The sequence below is a fragment of the Pseudescherichia sp. L3 genome (assembly GCF_024656065.1).
GTDB lineage: Bacteria > Pseudomonadota > Gammaproteobacteria > Enterobacterales > Enterobacteriaceae > Pseudescherichia.
Window position 1 is genome coordinate 287,974 of record NZ_JANKYC010000004.1, and the last position, 25,666, is coordinate 313,639.

Sequence of the window (25,666 nt, forward strand, 5' to 3'; positions counted from 1 at the left end):
ATTACACCCCTTCCGCTACGTAGCGGGCAATAATGTCGCCCATCTCATCAGTACTCACCGCCGCGCTGCCGCGGGCCAGGTCTCCGGTACGCACACCCTCTTCCAGCGCGCGATTAATAGCGGCTTCAATGGCATCCGCCGCATCGTTGGCGTTCAGGCTATAGCGCAGCAGCAGGGCCAGAGAGAGGATCTGGGCAATCGGGTTGGCAATGTTTTTCCCGGCGATGTCCGGCGCCGAGCCGCCTGCGGGCTCATACAGGCCAAAGCCCTGCTCGTTGAGGCTGGCCGAGGGCAGCATCCCCATCGAGCCGGTGATCATCGCGCACTCGTCAGAGAGGATGTCGCCAAACAGGTTAGAGCAGAGCAGGACGTCGAACTGGGACGGATCCTTGATCAGCTGCATGGTGGCGTTGTCGATGTACATATGCGCCAGCTCAACGTCCGGGTACTCTTTTGCAATGTCGTTTACGATCTCACGCCACAGCAGAGAGGTTTGCAGCACGTTGGCCTTATCGATAGAGGTCACTTTATTCCGGCGCTTGCGCGCAGACTCAAAGGCGATGCGGGCGATGCGCTCGATCTCGAAGCGGTGATAGACCTCGGTATCAAACGCTTTTTCATGCTGGCCGCTGCCTTCACGGCCCTTTGGCTGGCCAAAGTAGATCCCGCCGGTCAGCTCGCGCACGCAGAGAATATCGAAACCGTTGGCGGCAATGTCTGCCCGCAGCGGGCAGAAGGCTTCCAGCCCCTGGTACAGTTTCGCCGGACGCAGGTTGCTGAACAGCTTAAAGTGCTTACGCAACGGCAGCAGCGCGCCGCGCTCTGGCTGCTGGGCCGGGGGCAGGTGCTCCCACTTCGGGCCGCCGACCGAGCCGAACAGGATCGCATCGGCCTGCTCGCAGCCAGCCACGGTCGCCTGCGGCAGCGGATTACCGTGGCGGTCAATCGCAATACCGCCTACGTCGTAGTGGCTGGTGGTAATGCGCAGGGAGAAACGCGCCCGAATAGCTTCCAGTACTTTCAAGGCTTGCGCCATCACTTCCGGGCCAATGCCGTCGCCCGGCAAAACTGCAATATGATAATTTTTAGACATCACACGGTTTCCTGGTTGTTTTCTTTTATCGCTTTGCGCTGCAGCTCTTTTTCGACTTCATTGGCGCGCCAGATATTATTCAGCACGTGCACCATGGCGCGGGCAGAGGACTCCACGATATCGGTGGTCAGGCCCATGCCGTGGAAACGGCGGCCGTTATAGTTGACGACGATATCCACCTGGCCCAGGGCATCTTTACCGTGGCCCTTGGCGCTCAGACCATATTTCACCAGCTCGATGTTGTAGTCGGTGATGCGGTTGATCGCCTGATAGACCGCGTCAACCGGGCCGTTGCCGTTAGCCGCTTCGGCTTTCACGTCATCACCGCAGGCCAGCTTCACGGAGGCAGTGGCGATATCGTTGGAGCCGGACTGCACGCTGAAGTAGTCCAGACGGAAATGCTCTGGCTCCTCCTGCTGCTTGTTGATAAAGGCCAGCGCCTCCAGATCGTAATCAAAGACCTGGCCTTTCTTATCCGCCAGCTTCAGGAAGGCGTCGTACAGGTTATCCAGGCTGTAGTCGCTCTCTTTATAGCCCATCTCATCCATGCGGTGTTTCACTGCCGCGCGGCCGGAGCGGGAGGTCAGGTTCAGCTGCACCTGGTTCAGGCCGATAGACTCTGGGGTCATGATTTCGTAGTTTTCGCGATTTTTCAGCACGCCGTCCTGGTGAATACCCGAGGAGTGAGCAAACGCGCCAGTGCCGACAATCGCCTTGTTCGCCGGGATCGGCATGTTGCAGATCTGGCTAACCACCTGGCTGGTGCGCCAGATCTCCTGGTGATTGATGCGGGTTTGCAGGTTCATGATGTCCTTGCGCACCTTAATCGCCATGATCACCTCTTCCAGCGAGCAGTTACCGGCGCGTTCGCCGATACCGTTCATCGCACCCTCAACCTGGCGCGCACCGGCATGGACTGCGGCAATGGCGTTGCCGACTGCGAGGCCTAAATCGTCATGGGTGTGGACAGAGATAATGGCCTGATCGATGTTAGGTACGTGCTCATACAGGCCGGTAATGATATTGGCAAACTCAAAGGGCATGGTGTAGCCGACGGTATCAGGGATATTGATAGTTTTCGCCCCGGCGTTAATCGCCGCTTCAACCACTCGCGCCAGATCGGCAATCGGGGTACGGCCCGCATCTTCACAGGAGAACTCGACGTCGTCGGTATAGTTACGTGCGCGCTTAATCATATAGATAGCGCGCTCGATCACCTCGTCCAGGGTGCTGCGCAGCTTGGTAGCGATATGCATCGGCGAGGTAGCAATAAAGGTATGGATGCGGAAGGCCTCGGCGACCTTCAGCGACTCTGCCGCCACGTCGATATCTTTCTCGACGCAGCGCGCCAGGGCGCATACGCGGCTGTTTTTCACCTGGCGGGCGATGGTCTGGACAGACTCAAAATCGCCTGGGGAAGAGACCGGAAAGCCTACCTCCATCACGTCCACGCCCATACGCTCAAGCGCCAGTGCAATCTGCAGCTTCTCTTTTACACTCAGGCTTGCCTGTAACGCCTGTTCACCGTCGCGTAAGGTGGTATCGAAAATGGTAACGTGCTGCTGGCTCATGGTTTAGGTCCTTGTCTGTCGGAAGTCGCCTTGTGCTACGAGCATAAAAAAACCCGCGCATTGGCGCGGGTTCTCTGTTTTAACCGGAAGCTGACTTAACTCTGTTTGTCGCCCACCAGTCCACCGCGCAATGAGGATGCGTTTAGTAGTAGTAGACCGGCGATACGAGCGTTGCGAATCATGCGTCAGGCTCCAGATGAAATCGATATGCTTTAAGTGGTACTGGATATGGCCATTGATGTCAACAGCAGAGGCGGAAAAAACGCTGCGCGTGGGATCGGTGCAGTAGATTATTGTGCTATTCAGGAGAGCCTGCGCGAACATTTACATTTGTTGATTACCTGCGGTCTCGGTTGTTTTCCAGTAGACATATTTTATTTACAGAAATATATATATTGTCACATTTATAAAAGCGGGTTTATTTGATTGATTTGGCTGGTTTAAATGTTTTTATAATCTCTTTTTAATATATTTATTCACAATACTGGAACAATTAATATTCATTTTACCAATAATTAATTAGTTGAATTTAGTTTATCTGAATTTGCTTTTAAGTATATATTGCTTTGGTTATTCATGATGTTTATGTTTACATTGTCCCCATAGCGTCAAGGTTATGCGTTGTGCAATAAAAAAGCACGGCGTGACTTTCGCTTTTATCGCGTACGTTTTTCTCGCGAAGGTATCCAAAATTGCCCTGTATTTTTTCTTAAATTATACGATACTGCTTTTGCTTATTTATATGTTTAACAAATCATATTTATAGCCAAGCGCTACGCTTGCCGGCAAAAGGAGTTTAGCATGACAGTGGAGTCAAAAATGTCAGAAGCCAACAGTGAATATCTCTCGGTACCTTATGATATGAAATCAAAGCTCCGGCAGGTCGATCTGAATTTATTAACCGTTTTTGATGCGGTGATGCAGGAGCAAAATATCACCCGCGCCGCGCGTAATCTTGGCATGTCACAGCCAGCGGTGAGTAATGCGGTAGCCCGGCTTAAGGTGCTGTTTAACGACGATCTCTTCTCCCGCTATGGCCGCGGCATCAAGCCTACGGCCCGGGCCTATCAGCTCTTCGGCTCGGTTCACCAGGCGCTGCAGCTTATTCAGAATGAACTCCCTGGCTCGGGCTTTGACCCACTAAAAAGCGAGCGCATTTTCCATATTTGTATCTGCAGTCCGTTGGATACCTATCTGACGTCAACGATCTACAACCGGATTGAAAAAGAGGCACCAAATATACATTTAGTTTTTAGCTCGGCGCTCGATAAAAACATTGAACATCAGCTGCGCTATCAGGAAACGGGATTTGTTGTTGGCTATGAGGAGTTTAAGCGTCCTGAGTTCTCTTGCCTGCCGCTTTTTAATGATGAAATGGTGCTGGTAGCCAGCAAAAATCATCCGCGGATCCATCTGCCGTTAAAAGAGACTGATATATATATTGAAGAGCATGCGGTGGTTTCCCTTGAACGCTATGCCTCTTTTAGTCAGCCATGGTATGACACGCCGGATAAACAGAGCCGTATTGCCTATCAGGGCATGGCGCTGGTTAGCGTACTTAATGTCGTCTCGCAAACCCATCTGGTCTGTATTGCCCCGCGCTGGCTAAGCGAAAAATTTGCCGACAGCCTGGAGTTACAAATTATGCCGCTGCCGTTAAAGCGTAATAGCCGAACCTGTTTTCTGTCATGGCACGAGGCCGCCGGGCGTGACAAAGGCCATCAGTGGATGGAAGAGTTACTCATTGACGTTTGCCGCCGCGTATAGCTATTAATAAAACCGGATAGCTTCTATCCGGTTTATGCTGCATATGGCCTCATCTACGCTATTTTTGACTAATCTGCTATTTGCCTGCGCTTTGCCAGCAGGTGAAAAATGGATGAATCGCTGTACGTCGCCCGTTTTAAATGATGAACCATCATCAGCTTTCCCTATCGTAGTTGAATCCACCAATAACTTTTTATTCACCTCCCGCTTCCTCTTTTTTGCCGTCGCGACGCTAATCGTTTGCTAATTGCCTGCCCCGGAATCAACGGTTAAGGTAACTGACAATGAACAAATGCCTGGAGGCAAGTCATGGAGATGTTGTCTGGAGCCGAGATGGTCGTCCGATCGCTCATCGATCAGGGGGTAAAGCAGGTCTTTGGTTACCCTGGAGGGGCCGTCCTTGATATCTACGACGCCCTGCATACGGTAGGCGGGATTGAGCATGTGCTGGTGCGGCACGAGCAGGCAGCGGTTCATATGGCGGATGGGCTAGCACGCGCTACGGGCGAAGTGGGCGTGGTGCTGGTGACCTCCGGGCCTGGCGCAACCAATGCCATCACCGGCATTGCTACCGCCTACATGGACTCTATTCCATTGGTGGTGCTCTCCGGACAGGTTGCAACCTCGCTGATTGGCTACGACGCTTTTCAAGAGTGCGATATGGTGGGGATCTCCCGCCCGGTGGTAAAACACAGCTTCCTGGTTAAACAGGCGGAAGATATCCCCGGCGTGCTGAAAAAGGCGTTCTGGCTAGCTTCTACCGGCCGTCCTGGTCCGGTCGTGGTCGATCTGCCGAAAGACATTATGAGCCCGGCAAATAAGCTCCCCTACGTCTGGCCGGAGTCAGTGAGCATGCGCTCCTACAATCCCACCACCCAGGGCCACAAGGGGCAGATCAAGCGCGCACTGCAGACGCTGATCGCGGCGAAAAAACCGGTGGTTTACGTTGGGGGTGGGGCGATCAACTCCGCCTGTGACAAACAGCTGCGCGAGCTGGCCGAGAAGCTGAACCTGCCGGTCGTCTCGTCATTAATGGGATTAGGCGCATTTCCGGCCACCCATCGTCAGGCGCTCGGGATGCTGGGAATGCACGGCACCTATGAAGCCAACATGACGATGCACCACTCCGACGTGATCTTTGCCGTCGGCGTGCGTTTCGACGATCGCACCACTAACAATCTGATGAAGTACTGCCCGAACGCCACGGTGCTGCACATTGATATCGATCCGACCTCGATCTCGAAAACGGTAGCGGCGGATGTCCCCATCGTGGGTGATGCCCGGCTGGTGCTGGAGCAGATGCTGGAGCTGCTGGCCCAGGAAGAGAGCGTGCAGCCCCTCGATGACATTCGCGACTGGTGGCTGACGATTGATGGCTGGCGCGCCCGTCAGTGCCTGAAGTACGACACCCAGAGCGAGAGCATCAAGCCGCAGGCGGTGATTGAAGCTATCTGGCGCCTGACCGATGGCGATGCCTACGTCACCTCTGACGTCGGTCAGCACCAGATGTTTGCTGCCCTCTATTATCCTTTCGATAAGCCACGGCGCTGGATCAACTCCGGCGGCCTCGGCACGATGGGCTTTGGCCTGCCCGCCGCGTTGGGGGTGAAAATGGCCCTGCCGGAGGAGACGGTGGTCTGCGTAACCGGCGATGGCAGTATCCAGATGAACATTCAGGAGCTGTCCACGGCGCTGCAATATGAGCTGCCGGTGCTGGTGCTTAACCTTAATAACCGCTATCTCGGGATGGTGAAGCAGTGGCAGGATATGATCTACTCCGGTCGCCACTCACAGTCCTATATGCAATCCCTGCCGGACTTTGCCCGCCTGGCCGAAGCCTACGGCCACGTGGGTATCCGCATTACCCGCCCCGATGAGCTGGAAGCGAAGCTGAGCGAGGCCCTGGCGCAGGTGAAAAATGGCCGGCTGGTGTTTGTCGATGTCACCGTCGACGGCAGTGAGCACGTGTATCCCATGCAGATCCGTGGGGGCGGCATGGATGAGATGTGGTTAAGCAAAACGGAGAGAACCTGATTATGCGCCGGATATTATCTGTGTTACTGGAGAACGAATCAGGTGCGCTATCGCGCGTGATCGGCCTTTTCTCCCAGCGCGGTTACAACATCGAGAGCCTGACCGTAGCCCCGACCGATGACCCTACTCTCTCGCGCATGACCATCCAGACGGTGGGCGATGCCAAAGTGCTGGAGCAGATCGAGAAGCAGCTGCATAAGCTGGTGGACGTGCTGCGCGTCAGCGAGCTGGGGCAGGGCGCACACGTTGAACGCGAGATCATGCTGGTGAAGATCCAGGCCAGCGGCTATGGCCGGGAAGAGGTGAAGCGTAACGCGGAGATCTTCCGCGGCCAGATCATTGACGTCACCCCCTCGATCTATACGGTCCAGCTTGCCGGTACCAGCGATAAGCTGGATGCGTTTCTGGCCTCTATCCGCGACGTGGCGAAAATCGTCGAGGTTGCCCGCTCCGGCGTGGTGGGTCTGTCGCGCGGCGATAAAATCATGCGTTAGGTTGAAGGCAACGGCAAAATGAGCAGCCCGGCGGATCCCGTCGGGCTTTTTTTTGCGAAAACAGCCGGAAGGCTGATCGAAAGCGGTTGCCGCAGTGACTATTCTGCGTTTAGATGTGATGGATTAAACCTATATTCCAAAAAAGGTTATGGAGTATCCTTTTTTCTTTGAGAGGCAATTGTGAAACTGGATGAAATCGCCCGGCTTGCCGGCGTCTCACGTACCACAGCAAGCTATGTGATTAACGGCAAAGCGAAGCAGTACCGCGTCAGCGATAAAACCGTTGAAAAAGTCATGGCCGTCGTACGCGAGCATAATTACCATCCGAATGCGGTAGCCGCCGGGCTGCGGGCAGGACGCACGCGATCGATTGGGCTGGTGATCCCCGATCTGGAAAACACCAGCTATACCCGCATTGCTAACTACCTTGAGCGGCAGGCGCGCCAGCGCGGTTACCAGCTCTTGATTGCTTGTTCGGAAGACCAGCCGGATAACGAGATGCGCTGCATTGAGCATCTCCTGCAGCGCCAGGTTGATGCCATTATTGTGTCGACGTCACTTCCACCGGAGCACCCCTTCTACCAGCGCTGGGCCAATGACGCCTTCCCTATCGTGGCCCTGGACCGGGCTTTAGATCGGGAGCACTTCACCAGCGTGGTGGGTGCGGATCAGGACGATGCCGAGATGCTGGCGGCGGAGCTGCGTACCTTCCCCGCAGAAAACGTGCTCTATCTGGGCGCGCTGCCGGAGCTGTCGGTCAGCTTTTTACGCGAGCAGGGTTTCCGTACCGCCTGGAAAGACGATCCGCGTGAGGTCAGCTTTCTCTATGCCAATAGCTACGAGCGGGAAGCCGCGGCGCAGCTGTTCGATAAGTGGCTGGAGACTAACCCAATGCCGCAGGCGCTGTTTACCACCTCCTTTGCTCTGTTACAGGGGGTGATGGACGTGACGCTGCGCCGCGATGGTCATCTGCCTGCTAATCTGGCTATCGCCACCTTTGGCGATCACGAGCTGCTCGACTTCCTGCAGTGCCCGGTACTGGCCGTGGCCCAGCGCCATCGCGATGTCGCAGAGCGCGTGCTGGAGATTGTCCTTGCCAGCCTCGACGAGCCGCGTAAGCCGAAGCCTGGTCTGAGCCGCATCCGGCGCAACCTCTACCGCCGCGGCGTGCTAAACCGCATCTGATCTTGCTTAAGGGCAGCGAAAGCTGCCCTTTTCCGTTAGCGTCTTTTTTAATATGACAGCCGTTGGTGTATTAACGTAAATTAACGTTCGGATTAATCCTTAAAATCCGTAGGCCGCTATATTTTAAATTCCGCCTTATTTTAAAAAGGCCCTTTTTTAGAGAGGAAAGAGGTAACGGCGCATTAATTTTGTATTGTTTTGTTACATCTAACCGAGGGTTGTTGAATTAATGACCTTTTCTTTAGTATGACCATTCACTTCTACTCCTCCCAATCCACCTGCCGTCGCTCCGCCTGCAACTGTCGCTGTTAACCATTGACAATATGGCTTAAAATGCCGCCCGCGTCGCAAACTGACACTTTATATTTAATCCGTATCGTGGCCGAGGTCTTTAAGTGGTGCATGCGGAGGCACTATTTTTTTTGCAAATATTCATGACGTTAATTTGCAGCGCATGTTGAGCACATTTTGTGCGGGCCTGCTGTTCACAATTAATCGTGGTTGTTTCAGACACGTTAGCGTCAGTGCTGGCTTGACAAGCTTTTCCTCCGCTCCGTAAACTCCCTCGGTGGGGATTTGTGGGATAAAGTGGTGAAAGGTTGATTTTGAGGTGAAACTGGCATGTTCCGTGGGGCAACGTTAGTTAATCTCGACAGTAAAGGTCGGTTGTCCGTGCCTGTTCGCTACCGGGAACAACTTGTCGAGCATGCTGCCGGTCAGATGGTCTGTACCATAGACATCCATCACGCCTGCCTGCTCCTTTATCCTCTCCCGGAATGGGAAATTATTGAGCAAAAATTATCGCGTCTGTCGAGCATGAATCCCGCAGAGCGACGCGTGCAGCGTTTACTGCTGGGACATGCCAGTGAGTGTCAGATGGATAGCGCGGGGCGCTTACTGATTGCCCCCGTTTTACGGCACCATGCCGGACTGAACAAAGAAGTGATGCTGGTCGGGCAGTTCAACAAGTTTGAGCTGTGGGATGAAACGACCTGGTATCAACGGGTCAAGGAAGATATCGACGCTGAGCAGTCAGGCTCTGAACCGCTTTCAGAGCGATTGCAGGATTTGTCTCTATAACGATGATGGAAAATTTTAAACATACAACGGTACTGCTGGACGAGGCCGTAAACGGCCTGAACATTCGTCCTGACGGCATCTACATAGATGGAACTTTTGGTCGCGGTGGCCACTCGCGCCTGATCCTCTCCCAGCTGGGGGCGGAGGGGCGACTGCTGGCAATCGATCGCGATCCTGAGGCGATTGCTATCGCCAAAACCATTGACGATCCCCGCTTTACCATTATACACGGCCCTTTTTCCGGGCTGGCGGACTACGTGCGCGAGCGCGATCTCGCCGGTAAAATCGACGGTATTCTGCTCGATCTTGGCGTCTCCTCTCCACAGCTTGACGATCCTGAACGTGGCTTCTCGTTTATGCGCGACGGTCCGCTGGACATGCGCATGGATCCCACCCGCGGCCAGTCTGCCGCCGAATGGTTACAAACCGCTGACGAAGCCGACATCGCATGGGTGATTAAAACCTTTGGCGAAGAGCGTTTTGGCAAACGTATTGCCCGCGCCATCGTCGAGCGTAACCGCATTGAGCCGATGACCCGCACCAAAGAGCTGGCCTCAGTAATTGCTGCGGCAATGCCGGTGAAGGATAAGCATAAACATCCCGCCACTCGCACCTTCCAGGCGGTACGCATCTGGGTGAACAGTGAGCTGGAAGAGATAGAGCAGGCGCTAAAAAACTCACTCGACGTGCTGGCCCCAGGGGGACGGCTGTCGATTATCAGCTTCCACTCGCTGGAAGACCGCATTGTAAAACGCTTTATGCGTGAGCAGAGCCGTGGGCCGCAGGTTCCCGCCGGGTTACCGATGACCGAAGCCCAGCTCAACAAGCTGGGGGGCCGCTATCTGCGAGCCTTAGGCAAGTTAATGCCGGGCGAAGAGGAGGTGGCTGAGAATCCACGCGCCCGGAGTTCAGTGCTGCGTATCGCAGAGAGGACGAACGCATGATCAGCAGGGTGGCAGAGACGCTCAGTAAAGTAAAAGGGTCGTTAGGCAACACCGAGCGCCATGCCTTGCCTGGCGTGATCGCAGACGATCTTTTGCGTTTCGGGAAACTGCCGCTCTGCCTGTTCATCTGCATTATCGTGACGGCGGTAACGGTCGTCACGACCGCGCACCATACCCGTCTGCTGACGGCGCAGCGTGAACAGCTGGTGCTGGAGCGTGATGCGCTGGATATCGAGTGGCGTAACCTGATCCTTGAAGAGAATGCCCTCGGCGATCACAGCCGCGTTGAACGCGTCGCTACCGAGAAGCTGCAGTTGCAGCATGTTGATCCCTCACAAGAAAACATAGTAGTACAAAAATAAGGACTTACGCGACGCATGAAAGCAGCGGTGAAGACGCTTAAACCAAAACGTCAGGAAGAGCAGGCCAACTTTGTGAGTTGGCGTTTTGCGTTGCTTTGCGGATGTATTTTACTGGCGCTGGCGTTTCTGCTGGGGCGCGTCGCATGGTTACAGGTCATCAACCCGGATATGCTGGTGCGCCAGGGCGATCTGCGCTCGCTGCGCGTGCAGGAGGTCTCTACCTCTCGCGGCCTGATCACCGACCGCTCCGGCCGTCCGCTGGCGGTGAGCGTGCCGGTGAAGGCAATTTGGGCCGATCCGAAAGAGCTGCATGACGCCGGCGGCATTACGCTCGATAACCGCTGGAAAGCGCTGGCGGATGCGCTGCATCTCCCGCTCGATCAGCTGGCTGCCCGCGTAAATGCCAACCCGAAAGGCCGCTTTATCTATCTGGCGCGCCAGGTGAACCCGGACATTGGCGATTACATTAAAAAGCTGAAGCTACCCGGCATTCACCTGCGGGAAGAGTCGCGTCGTTACTACCCCTCCGGCGAAGTAACCGCTCACCTTATAGGCTTTACCAACGTTGACAGCCAGGGCATTGAAGGCGTTGAGAAGAGCTTCGATAAGTGGCTCACCGGCCAGCCCGGCGAGCGCATCGTGCGTAAAGACCGCTATGGCCGCGTCATTGAGGATATCTCCTCTACTGACAGCCAGGCGGCGCACAACCTCGCCCTGAGCATTGACGAGCGCCTCCAGGCGCTGGTCTATCGCGAGCTGAATAACGCCGTGGCCTTCAACAAGGCGGAGTCCGGCAGTGCGGTGCTGGTAGACGTTAACACCGGCGAAGTGCTGGCGATGGCGAACAGCCCCTCCTATAACCCGAACAACCTCAGCGGTACGCAGAAAGACGTAATGCGTAACCGTACCATTACCGACGTGTTCGAACCCGGCTCTACCGTGAAGCCGATGGTGGTAATGACCGCTCTGCAGCGCGGCGTGGTCAGAGAGAACACCGTCTTAAATACCGTGCCATACCGTATTAACGGCCACGAGATCAAAGACGTGGCGCGCTACAGCGAATTGACCCTGACCGGGGTACTACAGAAGTCGAGTAACGTCGGTGTTTCAAAGCTGGCGTTAGCGATGCCCTCCTCAGCGCTGGTAGAAACTTACTCGCGTTTTGGATTGGGAAAAGCGACCAATTTGGGGTTGGTCGGAGAACGCAGTGGCTTATATCCTCAAAAACAACGGTGGTCTGACATAGAGAGGGCCACCTTCTCTTTCGGCTATGGGCTAATGGTAACCCCGTTACAGTTAGCGCGAGTCTACGCAACGATTGGCAGCTACGGCATCTACCGTCCGCTGTCGATCACCAAAGTTGATCCTCCCGTACCGGGCGAGCGCATCTTCCCGGAATCTATCGTCCGTACCGTGGTGCACATGATGGAGAGCGTGGCGCTGCCCGGCGGCGGCGGCGTGAAAGCGGCCATCAAAGGCTACCGCATCGCCATTAAAACCGGTACGGCGAAAAAGGTCGGGCCGGACGGGCGCTATATCAACAAATACATTGCTTATACCGCGGGCGTTGCGCCAGCCAGCCAGCCGCGTTTTGCGCTGGTGGTGGTCATTAACGATCCGCAGGCAGGTAAATATTACGGTGGTGCCGTTTCCGCACCGGTCTTCGGGGCCATCATGGGCGGCGTACTGCGTACCATGAACATCGAGCCGGACGCGTTAGCAACGGGCGAAAAAAGTGAATTTGTGATTAATGAAGGCGAGGGAACAGGTGGCAGATCGTAATTTGCGCGACCTTCTCGCTCCGTGGGTATCGAATCTGCCCGCGCGAGCTTTGCGGGAAATGACACTCGACAGTCGCGTGGCGGCAGCGGGCGATCTCTTTGTGGCGGTAGTGGGCCACCAGGCGGACGGGCGTCGGTATATCCCGCAGGCGATAGCGCAGGGCGTGGCGGCCATCATTGCGGAAGCCAAAGGCGAGGCTGCCGATGGTGAAATCCGCGAGGTTCACGGCGTGCCGGTTATCTATCTCAGCCAGCTTAACGAGCGCCTCTCCGCGCTGGCCGGACGTTTCTACAACGAGCCTGCTGAGCGTTTAAGCCTGGTCGGCGTCACCGGTACTAACGGCAAGACCACCACCACCCAGCTGCTGGCGCAGTGGGCTCAGTTGCTGGGTGAAACCAGCGCGGTGATGGGCACGGTGGGCAACGGCCTGCTGGGCAAGGTGATCCCAACCGAAAACACCACCGGTTCCGCCATTGACGTTCAGCATGTGATGGCCGATCTGGCAGAGCAGGGGGCAACCTTTGCCGCGATGGAGGTCTCCTCCCACGGTCTGGTGCAGCACCGCGTGGCCGCCCTGAAGTTTCGGGCGTCGGTCTTTACTAACCTGAGCCGCGATCACCTCGACTACCACGGGGATATGGCGGGTTACGAATCGGCAAAATGGCTGCTCTTCTCCGCGCACCACTACGGTCAGGCGATTGTTAACGCCGATGACGAAGTGGGCCGCCGCTGGCTGGCTAACCTGCCGGACGCCGTGGCGGTATCTATGGAAGGGCACATCAACCCGGACTGTCACGGCCGCTGGCTAAAAGCCGAGGCGGTAAGCTATCACGACAGCGGGGCGACAGTGCGTTTCACTTCCTCATGGGGCGAAGGCGAGATTGAAAGCCGCCTGATGGGGGCGTTTAACGTCAGTAACCTGCTGCTGGCCCTGGCTACGCTGCTGGCGCTGGACTTCCCGTTGAGCGACCTGCTGAAAACGGCGTCGCGCCTGCAGCCGGTATGCGGTCGCATGGAAGTCTTCAGTGCGCCGGGCAAACCAACGGTGGTGGTGGATTACGCCCACACCCCGGACGCGCTGGAGAAAGCACTGCAGGCCGCGCGTCTGCACTGCACCGGCACGCTGTGGTGCGTCTTTGGCTGCGGCGGCGATCGCGATAAAGGCAAGCGCCCGCTGATGGGAGCCATTGCCGAAGAGTTCGCCGACGTGCCGGTCGTGACCGACGACAACCCGCGTACCGAAGAGCCGCGCGCCATCATTAACGATATTCTTGCCGGCATGCTCGACGCTGGCCGCGCCCGGGTGGTCGAAGGCCGCGCCGAAGCGGTAACCAGCGCCATTATGCAGGCGAAAGAGAGTGACGTCGTGCTGCTGGCCGGTAAGGGCCACGAAGATTACCAGATTGTCGGCAACCGCCGTCTTGACTATTCCGACCGCGTCACTGCTGCGCGTCTGCTGGGAGTGGTGGCATGATTAGCGTAACCCTTAACGAGCTGGCACAGGTCCTCAACGGCGAGCTGCACGGCCAGAGTCTGACTATTGATGCCGTCACCACCGATACGCGTCAGCTGACGCCGGGCTGCCTGTTTGTTGCCCTGAAAGGCGAACGCTTCGACGCCCACGATTTTGCCGAGCAGGCGAAGGCGGGCGGCGCGGGCGCGCTGCTGGTCAGCCGCAAGCTCGACTGCGATCTGCCTCAGCTGGTGGTGAAAGATACCCGTCTCGCCTTCGGTGAAATGGGTGCCTGGGTGCGCCAGCAGGTGCCGACCCGTGTGGTCGCGCTCACCGGCTCCTCGGGTAAAACCTCGGTGAAAGAGATGACCGCCGCCATCCTCGGCGAGTGCGGCAATACACTTTATACCGCTGGCAACCTAAATAATGACATCGGCGTGCCGATGACACTGCTACGCCTGACGAAAGCGCACCAGTACGCGGTGATCGAGCTGGGGGCTAACCATCAGGGTGAAATCGCCTGGACCGTTAGCCTGACCCGCCCGGAAGCGGCGCTGGTCAATAACCTGGCGGCGGCGCATCTGGAGGGCTTTGGCTCGCTGGCGGGCGTGGCGAAGGCGAAGGGTGAAATCTTTACCGGCCTGCCGCTCAACGGCGTGGCGATCATGAACGCGGACAACAATGACTGGCTGAACTGGCAGAGCATTATCGGCGGGCGCAAAATCTGGCGCTTCTCACCGAATGCCGCCAACAGCGACTTTACCGCCAATAACGTGCATGTCACGTCGCAGGGAACCCACTTCACGCTGCAAACCCCGACCGGTAACGTTGAGGTGCTGCTGCCGCTGCCGGGTCGTCACAACATTGCGAACGCGCTGGCCGCTACGGCGCTGGCGATGGCGGTAGGTGCTCCGCTGGACGCGGTAAAAGCCGGGCTGGCGAAGCTGAAAGCCGTGCCGGGACGCTTGTTCCCGATCCCGCTTGCGGAAAATCAGCTCCTGCTTGATGACTCCTACAACGCTAACGTCGGCTCGATGACTGCCGCAGCGCAGGTGCTCTCCGAGATGCCGGGCTACCGGGTGATGGTCGTGGGTGATATGGCTGAGCTGGGCGATGAAAGCGAAGCGTGCCATCAGCAGGTGGGTGAGGCGGCGAAGGCGTCCGGCCTCGATCGCGTGCTGAGCGTGGGCGTCCAGAGCAAAGGTATCTCCGACGCTAGCGGCGTTGGCGAACATTTTAACGATAAAGCTGCGCTGATTGCGCGCCTCAAGGCGCTGATTGCCGAGCAGCAGATTATTACCATTTTGGTAAAAGGTTCACGTAGTGCTGCCATGGAAGAGGTAGTACGCGCATTACAGGAGAACGGGACATGTTAGTTTGGCTGGCCGAGCATTTGGTCAAATATTATTCGGGCTTTAACGTCTTTTCCTATCTGACGTTTCGCGCCATTGTCAGCCTGCTGACCGCGCTCTTCATCTCCTTATGGATGGGGCCGCGCATGATCGCCCGCCTGCAAAAGCTCTCGTTTGGCCAGGTTGTTCGTAACGACGGTCCGGAATCGCACTTCAGCAAACGCGGCACCCCGACGATGGGGGGGATCATGATCCTCACCGCCATTGTGGTGTCGGTCCTTCTGTGGGCTTACCCCTCCAACCCCTACGTCTGGTGCGTGCTGGTGGTACTGGTGGGCTACGGCATCATCGGCTTTGTCGACGACTACCGTAAGGTGGTGCGCAAAGATACCAAAGGCCTTATCGCCCGCTGGAAATATTTCTGGATGTCGGTCATCGCCCTGGGCGTGTCGTTTGCGCTCTATCTGGTGGGGAACGATACGCCAGCTACGCAGCTGGTAGTGCCGTTCTTTAAAGACGTCATGCCGCAGCTGGGCGTTCTCTATATCCTGCTGGCCTACTTCGTTATCGTCGGGACCGGCAACGCCGTGAACCTCACCGACGGCCTCGACGGCTTAGCGATTATGCCTACCGTGCTGGTAGCGTCAGGCTTTGCGCTGGTCGCCTGGGCAACCGGCAACATGAATTTTGCCAGCTATCTGCATATTCCCTATCTGCGTCACGCCGGTGAACTGGTGATTGTCTGTACGGCTATCGTCGGGGCAGGGCTGGGCTTTCTCTGGTTTAACACCTATCCGGCGCAGGTCTTTATGGGCGACGTCGGTTCACTGGCGTTAGGTGGCGCATTGGGCATCATCGCTGTGCTGCTGCGCCAGGAGTTCCTGCTGGTGATCATGGGCGGCGTATTCGTGGTGGAGACCCTGTCGGTGATCCTGCAGGTGGGCTCCTTCAAGCTGCGCGGACAGCGCATCTTCCGGATGGCTCCGATTCACCACCACTATGAACTGAAAGGCTGGCCGGAGCCGCGCGTGATCGTGCGCTTCTGGATTATTTCGCTGATGCTGGTGCTTATTGGCCTGGCTACGCTGAAGGTGCGTTAATCATGGCAGATTACCAGGGTAAACAGGTCGTCATCATTGGGTTAGGGTTAACCGGGCTATCCTGCGTGGACTTTTTCCTCGCGCGTGGCGTGACGCCGAGGGTGATGGATACGCGTAGCGCGCCGCCGGGGCTGGATAAGCTGCCGGAGTCGGTTGAGCGCCACCTTGGTAGTCTGAATGACGACTGGCTGCTGGCGGCCGATCTGATCGTTGCCAGCCCCGGTCTCGCACTGGCGCACCCGTCGCTGAGCGCGGCCGCCGAAGCTGGCGTGGAGATTGTCGGCGATATCGAACTGTTCGTACGCGAAGCCCAGGCACCGGTGATTGCGATCACCGGCTCTAACGGCAAGAGCACCGTTACCAAGCTGGTCGGCGAGATGGCGGAAGCGGCGGGCGTTAACGTTGGCGTTGGCGGCAACATTGGTTTGCCGGCGCTGATGCTGCTCGACAGCAACCGTGAGCTGTACGTGCTGGAGCTCTCCAGCTTCCAGCTGGAGACCACCTCCAGCCTGCACGCCGTGGCGGCAACGATTTTGAACGTCACGGAAGATCACATGGATCGCTATCCGTTTGGCCTGCAACAGTACCGCGCCGCCAAGCTGCGTATTTTTGAGAATGCCAAAGTCTGCGTGGTCAATGCCGACGATGCCCTGACCATGCCGGTTCGCGGCGCGGACGATCGCTGCATTAGCTTTGGCGTCGACGTGGGCGACTATCACCTCAACCGCCAGCAGGGCGAAACCTGGCTGCGGGTGAAGGGTGAGAAAGTGCTTAACGTCAAAGAGATGAAGCTCAGCGGCCAGCACAACTATACCAATGCCCTCGCGGCGCTGGCCCTGGCGGACGCCGCAGGCCTGCCGCGTGCCACCAGCCTGAAGGCGTTAACGACCTTTACCGGCCTGGCGCACCGTTTCCAGCTGGCGCTGGAACACAACGGCGTGCGCTGGATCAACGACTCCAAGGCGACCAACGTCGGCAGCACCGAGGCGGCGCTTAACGGCCTGCACGTTGAGGGTACCCTGCACCTGCTGCTGGGCGGCGACGGCAAGTCGGCGGACTTCTCGCCCCTGAGCCGCTACCTGAACGGCAATAATGTGCGCCTCTGGTGCTTTGGCCGTGACGGCGCAGAGCTGGCGGCGTTACGCCCTGAGATTGCCCAACGAACCGAGACCATGGAGCAAGCGATGCGCCTTATTGCCCCGCAGCTTAAGCCTGGCGATATGGTGCTGCTATCACCCGCCTGTGCCAGTCTCGATCAGTTTAAGAACTTTGAACAACGGGGCGATGAGTTCACCCGTCTGGCGAAGGAGTTAGGCTGATGCGCTTATCACTTCCTCGCCTGAGGCTGCCACGCATGCCGCATTTGCCGGGACTCGGTATCCTGGAGTGGCTGTTTGCGGCGCTTAAAGGCTGGGTCATGGGGTCGCGTCCGAAGGACGATGATAGCCTGGTCATGTACGACCGGATGCTGCTGTGGCTGACCTTTGGCCTTGCGGCCGTGGGCTTTATTATGGTCACCTCCGCATCGATGCCGGTAGGGCAGCGCCTGACCAACGATCCCTTCTTCTTTGCTAAACGCGATGCGCTCTACATCTTCCTCGCGTTTTGTATGGCGATGATCACCCTGCGCCTGCCAATGGAGTTCTGGCAGCGCTGGAGCTCGGCGATGCTGATCGCCTCTATTGTCATGCTGCTGCTGGTACTGCTGGTGGGGAGCTCCATTAACGGGGCATCGCGCTGGATTGACCTTGGCGTGATGCGCTTCCAGCCCGCAGAGTTCACCAAGCTCTCTCTCTTCTGCTATCTCGCCAACTACCTGGTGCGTAAGGTGGACGAGGTGCGTAATAACCTGCGTGGCTTCTTAAAGCCGATGGGCGTGATCCTGGTGCTGGCGGTGCTGCTGCTGGCGCAGCCTGACCTCGGGACAGTGGTTGTGCTGTTCGTGACTACCCTGGCCATGCTGTTCCTCGCCGGAGCCAAGCTGTGGCAGTTTATCGCCATCATCGGGATGGGTATCTCTGCCGTGGTCCTGCTGATCCTTGCCGAGCCGTACCGTATCCGCCGCGTTACCTCGTTCTGGAACCCGTGGGAAGATCCCTTTGGCAGCGGCTACCAGCTGACCCAGTCGCTGATGGCGTTTGGCCGGGGCGAGTTCTGGGGACAGGGGCTGGGCAACTCGGTACAAAAACTAGAGTACCTGCCGGAAGCGCATACCGACTTCATTTTCTCCATTATCGGCGAAGAACTGGGTTATATCGGTGTGGTACTGGCGCTTTTGATGGTATTCTTCGTGGCTTTCCGCGCGATGTCTATTGGACGGAAAGCGCTGGATATCGACCACCGCTTCTCGGGTTTTCTGGCCTGTTCGATCGGTATTTGGTTTAGTTTTCAGGCACTCGTCAACGTTGGCGCGGCCGCCGGGATGCTGCCAACCAAGGGTCTGACGCTGCCGCTGATCAGCTACGGTGGTTCCAGCCTGTTAATTATGTCGACGGCGATCATGATGCTGTTGCGTATAGATTATGAGACGCGTCTGGAAAAAGCCCAGGCGTTTACACGAGGTGTTCGATGAGTGGGCAACCGAAGCGGTTAATGGTGATGGCAGGCGGCACGGGCGGGCACGTTTTTCCCGGCCTGGCGGTTGCGCACCATTTAATGGCCCAGGGCTGGCAGGTTCGCTGGCTGGGCACCGCCGATCGTATGGAAGCGGATTTGGTGCCAAAACACGGGATCGAGATCGACTTTATCCGCATCTCTGGCCTGCGCGGGAAAGGGCTAAAGGCGCTGCTGCTTGCGCCGCTGCGCATCTTTAACGCCTGGCGTCAGGCGCGGGCGATTATGCAGCGCTTTAAACCGGACGTGGTGCTGGGGATGGGGGGCTACGTCTCCGGGCCGGGTGGCCTTGCCGCCTGGTCACTGGGTATCCCGGTGGTGCTGCACGAGCAGAACGGCATTGCCGGGCTGACCAACAAATGGCTGGCGAAGATCGCCACCAAGGTGATGCAGGCCTTCCCCGGTGCGTTTCCGCAGGCCGACGTGGTCGGTAACCCGGTGCGTACCGACGTGCTGGCGCTGCCGCTGCCGGCGGATCGCCTCTCGGGTCGTGAAGGGCCGGTACGGGTGCTGGTGGTCGGCGGCTCACAGGGCGCTCGGGTGCTGAACCAGACGCTGCCGCAGGTGGCTGCCCGGCTGGGTGATGCAGTGACGATCTGGCACCAGAGCGGGAAAGGAGCGCAGCAGACCGTTGAGCAGGCCTATGCCGATGCGGGCCAGCCGCAGCACCGCGTGACCGAATTTATTGATGATATGGCGGCAGCTTACGCTTGGGCCGACGTAGTGGTTTGCCGCTCCGGGGCGCTAACGGTGAGCGAGATCGCCGCCGCCGGGCTGCCAGCGCTGTTTGTGCCGTTCCAGCATAAAGATCGGCAGCAGTACTGGAATGCGCTGCCGCTTGAGCAGGCGCACGCGGCGAAGATCCTTGAGCAGCCGCAGTTTACCGTTGATTCCGTCGTCGAGACGCTGGCGAGTTGGGATCGCGTTACGTTACTGGGGATGGCCGAGCGCGCACGCGCCGCAGCCATTCCTGATGCTACCGACCGGGTAGCAAAAGCCGTAAGCCTTGCTGCACAGGCTTAACCATCGCGACGCCTTTTGCGTCGCACGAATTTTAGAAGTTTATGGCGTTTAGAGAATGAATACACAACAACTGGCGAAACTGCGTTCAATCGTGCCCGAGATGCGTCGCGTCCGGCACATTCACTTCGTTGGCATTGGCGGGGCCGGCATGGGCGGCATCGCTGAAGTCCTGGCGAACGAAGGCTATCAGATCAGCGGTTCCGACCTTGCGCCAAACCCGGTTACGCAGCAGCTGGCCGCCCTTGGCGCGACCATCTACTTCAACCATCGTCCGGAAAACGTACGTGACGCCAGCGTAGTCGTGGTCTCCAGTGCCATCTCTGCCGATAACCCGGAGATTGTTGCCGCGCACGAGGCGCGTATTCCGGTGATCCGCCGTGCAGAGATGCTGGCGGAGCTGATGCGTTTTCGCCACGGCATCGCCATCGCCGGGACGCATGGCAAAACCACGACCACCGCGATGGTCTCCAGTATCTATGCCGAGGCCGGACTGGATCCGACCTTTGTTAACGGTGGCTTGGTGAAAGCCGCGGGCGTACATGCTCGCCTGGGCCACAGCCGCTATCTGATTGCCGAAGCGGATGAGAGCGATGCTTCGTTCCTGCATCTGCAGCCGATGGTCGCCATTGTGACCAATATCGAAGCCGACCATATGGATACCTACCAGGGCGACTTCGAGAACCTGAAGCAGACCTTTATTAACTTCCTGCATAACCTGCCGTTCTATGGCCGGGCGGTGATGTGCGTGGACGATCCGGTGTGCCGCGAGCTGCTGCCGCGCGTGGGTCGTCAGACCACCACCTACGGCTTTAGCGACGACGCGGACGTGCGGGTAGAGAGCTACCAGCAGACCGGGCCGCAGGGACACTTTGTGCTGGTACGCCAGGACAAACCTAATTTACAGGTCACGCTGAACGCACCGGGCCGCCATAACGCCCTGAACGCGGCGGCGGCCGTTGCCGTAGCCACGGAAGAGGGGATTGACGATGAGGCGATCCTGCGGGCGCTGGAGAGCTTCCAGGGTACCGGACGCCGCTTCGACTTCCTCGGTGCGTTCCCGCTGGAGCAGGTAAACGGCAAAGCGGGCAGCGCCATGCTGGTTGACGACTACGGTCACCACCCTACCGAGGTGGATGCCACCATTAAAGCTGCGCGTGCAGGCTGGCCAGATAAAAATCTGGTGATGATTTTCCAGCCGCACCGTTTCACCCGTACCCGTGACCTGTACGATGATTTTGCCAACGTGTTGACCCAGGTCGATGCCCTGCTGATGCTGGACGTTTACGCCGCAGGCGAGACGCCGATCCCTGGCGCGGATAGCCGCTCCCTGTGCCGCACCATCCGTGGCCGGGGGAAAATCGACCCGATTCTGGTTCCCGATGCGACCCAGGTGGCGGCGATGCTGGCTCCGGTATTAACCGGGAACGATCTCATTCTGGTTCAGGGTGCAGGCAATATTGGTAAAGTCGCCCGCAGCCTGGCCGAGGGTAAACTGAAGCCGCAGCAGTCGCAGGAGGAAGAGCGTCATGGCTAATAAAGTTGCAGTCCTGCTGGGCGGCACCTCCGCCGAGCGCGACGTGTCGCTGAACTCCGGCGCGGCGGTGCTGGCTGGCCTGCGCGAAGGCGGCGTGGATGCCCATCCGGTGGATCCGCGTGACACCGATGTGACCCAGCTTAAGAGCATGGGCTTCGATAAGGTCTTTATTGCCCTGCACGGTCGCGGCGGCGAAGACGGTACGCTGCAGGGGCTGCTTGAGTTGACCGGCTTGCCCTATACCGGCAGCGGCGTGATGGCGTCCGCCATCTCCATGGATAAGCTGCGCAGCAAGCTGCTGTGGCAGGGCGCGGGCTTGCCTGTCGCCCCGTGGGCGGCACTGACGCGCAAAGAGTTTGAGCAGGGGCTGGACGAGAGCGTAACTCAGCACATTGCCAGCCTGGGCCTGCCGCTGATCGTTAAGCCCAGCCGCGAAGGTTCCAGCGTCGGCATGTCGAAAGTTGACGAGGCCGGTGCGCTGCATGCGGCGTTAGCTTTAGCGTTTCAGCACGATGACGAAGTCTTAGTTGAGAAGTGGCTGAGCGGGCCCGAATTTACCGTTGCAGTATTAGGGGAAGAAATTTTACCCTCAATTCGCATCCAACCCGCAGGAACCTTCTATGATTATGAGGCAAAGTATCTCTCTGATGAGACTCAGTATTTCTGCCCCAGCGGAATAGAAGCGGAGCGCGAAGCGCAGTTACGCGATCTGGTACTAAAGGCCTGGACCGTATTAGGCTGCCGTGGATGGGGTCGAATCGATGCCATGCAGGATCGCGATGGTCACTTCTATCTGCTGGAAGCGAACACCTCGCCGGGGATGACCAGCCACAGTCTGGTCCCGATGGCGGCTCGCCAGGCTGGATTAAGTTTCTCGCAATTGGTTGTACGAATTCTGGAGTTGGCGGACTGATATGTCGCAGGCTGCGCTAAACACGCGAAACCGCGAAGAGGAGGAGGTTATTGCCTCCCGGCGGAATAATGGAACGCGTCTTGCAGGAATTGTTTTCCTGCTGGCGGTGCTGTGCACCGTGTTGGTGAGCGGCTGGATGATTCTGGGCTGGATGGACGATGCGCAGCGCTTGCCGCTGTCGAAGCTTGTGGTCACCGGTGAGCGCCACTACACGCGCAACGATGATATTCGCCAGTCGATTCTGGCGCTGGGCGCTCCTGGCACCTTTATGACCCAGGATGTGAACATCATCCAGAGCCAGATCGAACGCCTGCCGTGGATCAAGCAGGCCAGCGTAAGAAAGCAGTGGCCGGACGAATTGAAGATTCATCTGGTTGAATATGTCCCGATTGCGCGGTGGAATGATCAGCACATGATGGACGTAGACGGAAATTCGTTCAGCGTGCCCACCGACCGGGCTAAAGAACAGAATCTTCCGCTGCTCTTTGGCCCGGAAGGAAGCGAAAGCGAAGTGTTGCAGGGCTATCGCGACATGGGGCAGGTGCTGGCAAAGGATAAATTTACATTGAAAGAGGCGGCGATGACCGCCCGTCGCTCCTGGCAGTTGACGCTTAACAATGGAATCAAGCTCAACCTGGGCCGGGGGGAGACGATGAAACGTCTGTCACGCTTTGTAGAACTCTATCCTGTTCTGCAGCAGCAGGCGCAAACCGACGGCAAAGAGATCAGCTATGTCGATCTGCGCTATGACTCAGGCGCGGCAGTCGGTTGGAAACCGGCACCTATTGTGGATCCTAATCAGCAACAGAATCAGGCACAGGCAGAGCAATAATGATCAAGGCGACGGACAGAAAACTGGTAGTAGGACTGGAGATTGGCACCGCGAAGGTTGCCGCTTTGGTAGGGGAAGTTCTGCCCGACGGTATGATCAATATCATTGGCGTGGGCAGTTGCCCGTCGCGGGGTATGGATAAAGGCGGGGTCAACGATTTAGAGTCGGTGGTGAAGTGCGTGCAGCGCGCCATCGATCAGGCCGAGCTGATGGCGGACTGCCAGATTTCGTCGGTTTACCTGGCGCTCTCCGGCAAGCATATTAGCTGTCAGAATGAGATCGGCATGGTGCCCATTTCCGAAGAGGAAGTGACCCAGGAAGATGTTGAAAACGTTGTGCACACCGCCAAGTCGGTGCGCGTGCGCGATGAGCACCGGGTTCTGCATGTCATCCCGCAGGAGTATGCCATTGACTACCAGGAAGGGATCAAAAATCCGGTAGGGTTATCCGGCGTGCGGATGCAGGCAAAAGTGCACTTGATCACATGTCACAACGATATGGCGAAAAACATTGTCAAAGCCGTTGAACGATGTGGTCTGAAAGTTGACCAACTCATTTTTGCCGGACTGGCGTCAAGCTATTCCGTGTTGACGGAAGACGAACGTGAGCTGGGTGTCTGCGTGGTCGATATCGGTGGTGGTACAATGGACATCGCCGTGTATACCGGCGGTGCGCTGCGCCATACCAAAGTGATCCCCTATGCGGGGAACGTGGTGACCAGCGACATCGCCTATGCCTTCGGTACGCCGCCAAGCGATGCCGAAGCCATTAAGGTTCGCCACGGCTGTGCCCTGGGCGCTATCGTCGGTAAAGACGAAAGCGTAGAGGTGCCGAGCGTGGGCGGACGTCCGCCGCGCAGCCTGCAGCGTCAAACGCTGGCGGAAGTGATTGAGCCGCGCTATGCCGAGCTGCTCAATCTGGTGAACGAAGAAATTTTGCAACTGCAAGAACAGCTCCGGCAACAAGGCGTTAAGCACCATCTTGCAGCAGGAATTGTATTAACCGGCGGCGCAGCGCAGATCGAAGGGCTTGCAGCCTGTGCGCAACGCGTGTTTCATACACAGGTGCGCATAGGTGCGCCGCTGAATATCACGGGTCTGACGGACTATGCCCAGGAGCCGTACTATTCAACGGCGGTAGGTCTGCTGCACTACGGGAAGGAGTCCCATTTAAGTGGTGAAGCAGAGGTGGAAAAACGTGCGTCAGTCGGCTCGTGGATCAAACGTCTGAACAGCTGGCTGCGAAAAGAGTTTTAATATTTTCAGAGACCGCACAAAATTAGCGGACTCAGGCGACAGGTACTTACATTGAATCCCTCTTGCAGCCGTAACGCAGTTTGAAGGATGATGTGTAAAATCGGAGAGAAAATTATGTTTGAACCTATGGAACTGACCAACGACGCGGTGATTAAAGTCATCGGCGTCGGTGGCGGCGGCGGTAACGCCGTTGAGCACATGGTGCGCGAGCGCATCGAAGGCGTTGAATTCTTTGCAGTGAATACCGACGCCCAGGCGTTGCGTAAGACCGCGGTGGGGCAGACCATCCAGATCGGCGGCGGCATCACCAAAGGTCTGGGAGCAGGCGCTAACCCGGAAGTCGGCCGCAATGCCGCCGAAGAGGACCGTGAAGCACTGCGCGCAGCGCTTGACGGCGCAGACATGGTATTTATCGCCGCAGGTATGGGCGGGGGTACTGGCACAGGTGCTGCTCCGGTCGTTGCCGAAGTGGCCAAAGATTTAGGTATTCTGACCGTTGCCGTCGTGACCAAGCCTTTCAACTTTGAAGGCAAGAAGCGTATGGCCTTTGCTGAGCAGGGGATCACCGAGCTCTCTAAGCACGTTGACTCCCTGATCACCATCCCGAACGACAAGCTGCTGAAGGTGCTGGGTCGCGGTATCTCTCTGCTGGACGCCTTTGGCGCAGCCAACGACGTGCTGAAAGGCGCGGTCCAGGGCATCGCTGAGCTGATCACCCGTCCGGGCCTGATGAACGTCGACTTCGCCGACGTGCGCACCGTTATGTCCGAAATGGGCTACGCGATGATGGGCTCCGGCGTGGCGAAAGGGGAAGACCGTGCGGAAGAGGCGGCCGAGATGGCTATCTCCAGCCCGCTGCTGGAAGATATCGACCTCTCCGGCGCGCGTGGCGTACTGGTCAACATTACGGCGGGCTTCGACCTGCGTCTGGATGAGTTTGAAACCGTGGGTAACACCATCCGTGCCTTTGCATCGGATAACGCTACCGTGGTTATCGGTACCTCTCTGGATCCAGAGATGAACGACGAGCTGCGCGTGACCGTTGTTGCCACCGGTATCGGTATGGACAAGCGTCCTGAAATTACCCTGGTGACCAACAAACAGCAGCAGCAGCCGGTGATGGATCGCTATCAGCAGCACGGTATGGCTCCGCTGAGCCAGGAGCAGAAACCGGCCGCTAAAGTCGTCAATGACCCGACGCCGCAGACCGCAAAAGAGCCAGATTATCTCGATATTCCGGCGTTCTTGCGTAAGCAGGCTGACTAAGAATTAGCTGGA

At 57.5% G+C, this 25,666-nt stretch carries 22 protein-coding genes; 19 read left to right on the forward strand and 3 right to left on the reverse strand.

Going from position 1 to position 25,666, the window contains the following annotated elements:
• Position 1: 1 nt before the first annotated feature.
• From leuB to leuL, 3 genes are all read right to left on the reverse strand, one after another.
• Positions 2 to 1,093 carry a 3-isopropylmalate dehydrogenase gene (leuB, locus tag NR795_RS18855; protein ID WP_042390427.1) on the reverse strand — a complete coding sequence of 364 codons (1,092 nt, stop codon included), beginning with the start codon at positions 1,091 to 1,093 and terminating at the stop codon, positions 2 to 4.
• A complete protein-coding gene (gene leuA, locus NR795_RS18860) occupies positions 1,093 to 2,664 on the reverse strand; it encodes a 2-isopropylmalate synthase (RefSeq protein ID WP_257759034.1) in 1,572 nt (523 codons plus the stop codon). Before leuA ends, leuB begins: the two co-directional genes overlap by 1 nt.
• Positions 2,665 to 2,759: 95 nt before the next feature.
• Positions 2,760 to 2,846, reverse strand: a complete 87-nt coding sequence (leuL, locus tag NR795_RS20760) for a leu operon leader peptide (RefSeq protein ID WP_374544398.1) — start codon at positions 2,844 to 2,846, stop codon at positions 2,760 to 2,762.
• Between the two features lie 619 nt (positions 2,847 to 3,465).
• Between leuL and leuO the strand changes: the two genes are divergently transcribed.
• The 19 genes from leuO (at position 3,466) to ftsZ (ending at position 25,654) form a co-directional block, all read left to right on the forward strand.
• Positions 3,466 to 4,431, forward strand: coding sequence for a transcriptional regulator LeuO (gene leuO, locus NR795_RS18865; RefSeq protein WP_144817636.1), 966 nt, complete (start codon positions 3,466 to 3,468; stop codon positions 4,429 to 4,431).
• A gap of 309 nt (positions 4,432 to 4,740) precedes the next feature.
• Positions 4,741 to 6,465 carry an acetolactate synthase 3 large subunit gene (gene ilvI / locus NR795_RS18870; protein ID WP_257759035.1) on the forward strand — a complete coding sequence of 575 codons (1,725 nt, stop codon included), beginning with the start codon at positions 4,741 to 4,743 and terminating at the stop codon, positions 6,463 to 6,465.
• Positions 6,466 to 6,467: 2 nt separating this feature from the next.
• The gene (gene ilvN, locus NR795_RS18875; protein WP_103820721.1) at positions 6,468 to 6,959 is read left to right on the forward strand and encodes an acetolactate synthase small subunit; all 492 of its coding nucleotides are present in this window, start codon (positions 6,468 to 6,470) and stop codon (positions 6,957 to 6,959) included.
• Between the two features lie 180 nt (positions 6,960 to 7,139).
• Complete coding sequence (gene cra, locus NR795_RS18880) at positions 7,140 to 8,144, forward strand: catabolite repressor/activator (protein WP_103820720.1); 1,005 nt, start codon at positions 7,140 to 7,142, stop codon at positions 8,142 to 8,144.
• Between the two features lie 621 nt (positions 8,145 to 8,765).
• Positions 8,766 to 9,224: a division/cell wall cluster transcriptional repressor MraZ gene (mraZ, locus tag NR795_RS18885; RefSeq protein WP_042390438.1), complete on the forward strand. Its 459-nt coding sequence runs from the start codon at positions 8,766 to 8,768 to the stop codon at positions 9,222 to 9,224.
• Positions 9,225 to 9,226: 2 nt separating this feature from the next.
• Positions 9,227 to 10,168, forward strand: a complete 942-nt coding sequence (gene rsmH, locus NR795_RS18890; protein WP_042390440.1) for a 16S rRNA (cytosine(1402)-N(4))-methyltransferase RsmH — start codon at positions 9,227 to 9,229, stop codon at positions 10,166 to 10,168.
• Positions 10,165 to 10,530, forward strand: a complete 366-nt coding sequence (gene ftsL, locus NR795_RS18895) for a cell division protein FtsL (protein WP_042390442.1) — start codon at positions 10,165 to 10,167, stop codon at positions 10,528 to 10,530. Before rsmH ends, ftsL begins: the two co-directional genes overlap by 4 nt.
• A gap of 15 nt (positions 10,531 to 10,545) precedes the next feature.
• Positions 10,546 to 12,312 carry a peptidoglycan glycosyltransferase FtsI gene (gene ftsI / locus NR795_RS18900; RefSeq protein ID WP_144817638.1) on the forward strand — a complete coding sequence of 589 codons (1,767 nt, stop codon included), beginning with the start codon at positions 10,546 to 10,548 and terminating at the stop codon, positions 12,310 to 12,312.
• Complete coding sequence (gene murE, locus NR795_RS18905) at positions 12,299 to 13,786, forward strand: UDP-N-acetylmuramoyl-L-alanyl-D-glutamate--2,6-diaminopimelate ligase (RefSeq protein ID WP_222889590.1); 1,488 nt, start codon at positions 12,299 to 12,301, stop codon at positions 13,784 to 13,786. The genes ftsI and murE overlap by 14 nt, the downstream gene beginning before the upstream one ends.
• Positions 13,783 to 15,141, forward strand: coding sequence for a UDP-N-acetylmuramoyl-tripeptide--D-alanyl-D-alanine ligase (gene murF / locus NR795_RS18910; RefSeq protein WP_257759036.1), 1,359 nt, complete (start codon positions 13,783 to 13,785; stop codon positions 15,139 to 15,141). Before murE ends, murF begins: the two co-directional genes overlap by 4 nt.
• Positions 15,135 to 16,217, forward strand: a complete 1,083-nt coding sequence (gene mraY / locus NR795_RS18915) for a phospho-N-acetylmuramoyl-pentapeptide-transferase (RefSeq protein WP_144817641.1) — start codon at positions 15,135 to 15,137, stop codon at positions 16,215 to 16,217. The genes murF and mraY overlap by 7 nt, the downstream gene beginning before the upstream one ends.
• 2 nt (positions 16,218 to 16,219) lie before the next feature.
• Complete coding sequence (murD, locus tag NR795_RS18920) at positions 16,220 to 17,536, forward strand: UDP-N-acetylmuramoyl-L-alanine--D-glutamate ligase (RefSeq protein WP_222889593.1); 1,317 nt, start codon at positions 16,220 to 16,222, stop codon at positions 17,534 to 17,536.
• Positions 17,536 to 18,789 (forward strand): cell division protein FtsW, encoded by a 1,254-nt coding sequence (gene ftsW, locus NR795_RS18925; protein WP_042390452.1) that lies wholly within the window; start codon positions 17,536 to 17,538, stop codon positions 18,787 to 18,789. The genes murD and ftsW overlap by 1 nt, the downstream gene beginning before the upstream one ends.
• Entirely contained in the window at positions 18,786 to 19,853 is a 1,068-nt protein-coding gene (murG, locus tag NR795_RS18930; RefSeq protein WP_257759037.1) for an undecaprenyldiphospho-muramoylpentapeptide beta-N-acetylglucosaminyltransferase, read from the forward strand. Before ftsW ends, murG begins: the two co-directional genes overlap by 4 nt.
• 55 nt (positions 19,854 to 19,908) lie before the next feature.
• On the forward strand, positions 19,909 to 21,387 hold the full coding sequence (murC, locus tag NR795_RS18935) for a UDP-N-acetylmuramate--L-alanine ligase (protein ID WP_144817644.1): 1,479 nt from the start codon (positions 19,909 to 19,911) through the stop codon (positions 21,385 to 21,387).
• A complete protein-coding gene (locus NR795_RS18940) occupies positions 21,380 to 22,300 on the forward strand; it encodes a D-alanine--D-alanine ligase (protein WP_257759038.1) in 921 nt (306 codons plus the stop codon). Before murC ends, NR795_RS18940 begins: the two co-directional genes overlap by 8 nt.
• 1 nt (position 22,301) lies before the next feature.
• The gene (gene ftsQ, locus NR795_RS18945) at positions 22,302 to 23,132 is read left to right on the forward strand and encodes a cell division protein FtsQ (RefSeq protein ID WP_144817646.1); all 831 of its coding nucleotides are present in this window, start codon (positions 22,302 to 22,304) and stop codon (positions 23,130 to 23,132) included.
• Positions 23,132 to 24,388: a cell division protein FtsA gene (ftsA, locus tag NR795_RS18950; RefSeq protein ID WP_144817647.1), complete on the forward strand. Its 1,257-nt coding sequence runs from the start codon at positions 23,132 to 23,134 to the stop codon at positions 24,386 to 24,388. The genes ftsQ and ftsA overlap by 1 nt, the downstream gene beginning before the upstream one ends.
• A 114-nt stretch (positions 24,389 to 24,502) precedes the next feature.
• Positions 24,503 to 25,654: a cell division protein FtsZ gene (gene ftsZ / locus NR795_RS18955; protein WP_042390697.1), complete on the forward strand. Its 1,152-nt coding sequence runs from the start codon at positions 24,503 to 24,505 to the stop codon at positions 25,652 to 25,654.
• Positions 25,655 to 25,666: the final 12 nt, after the last annotated feature.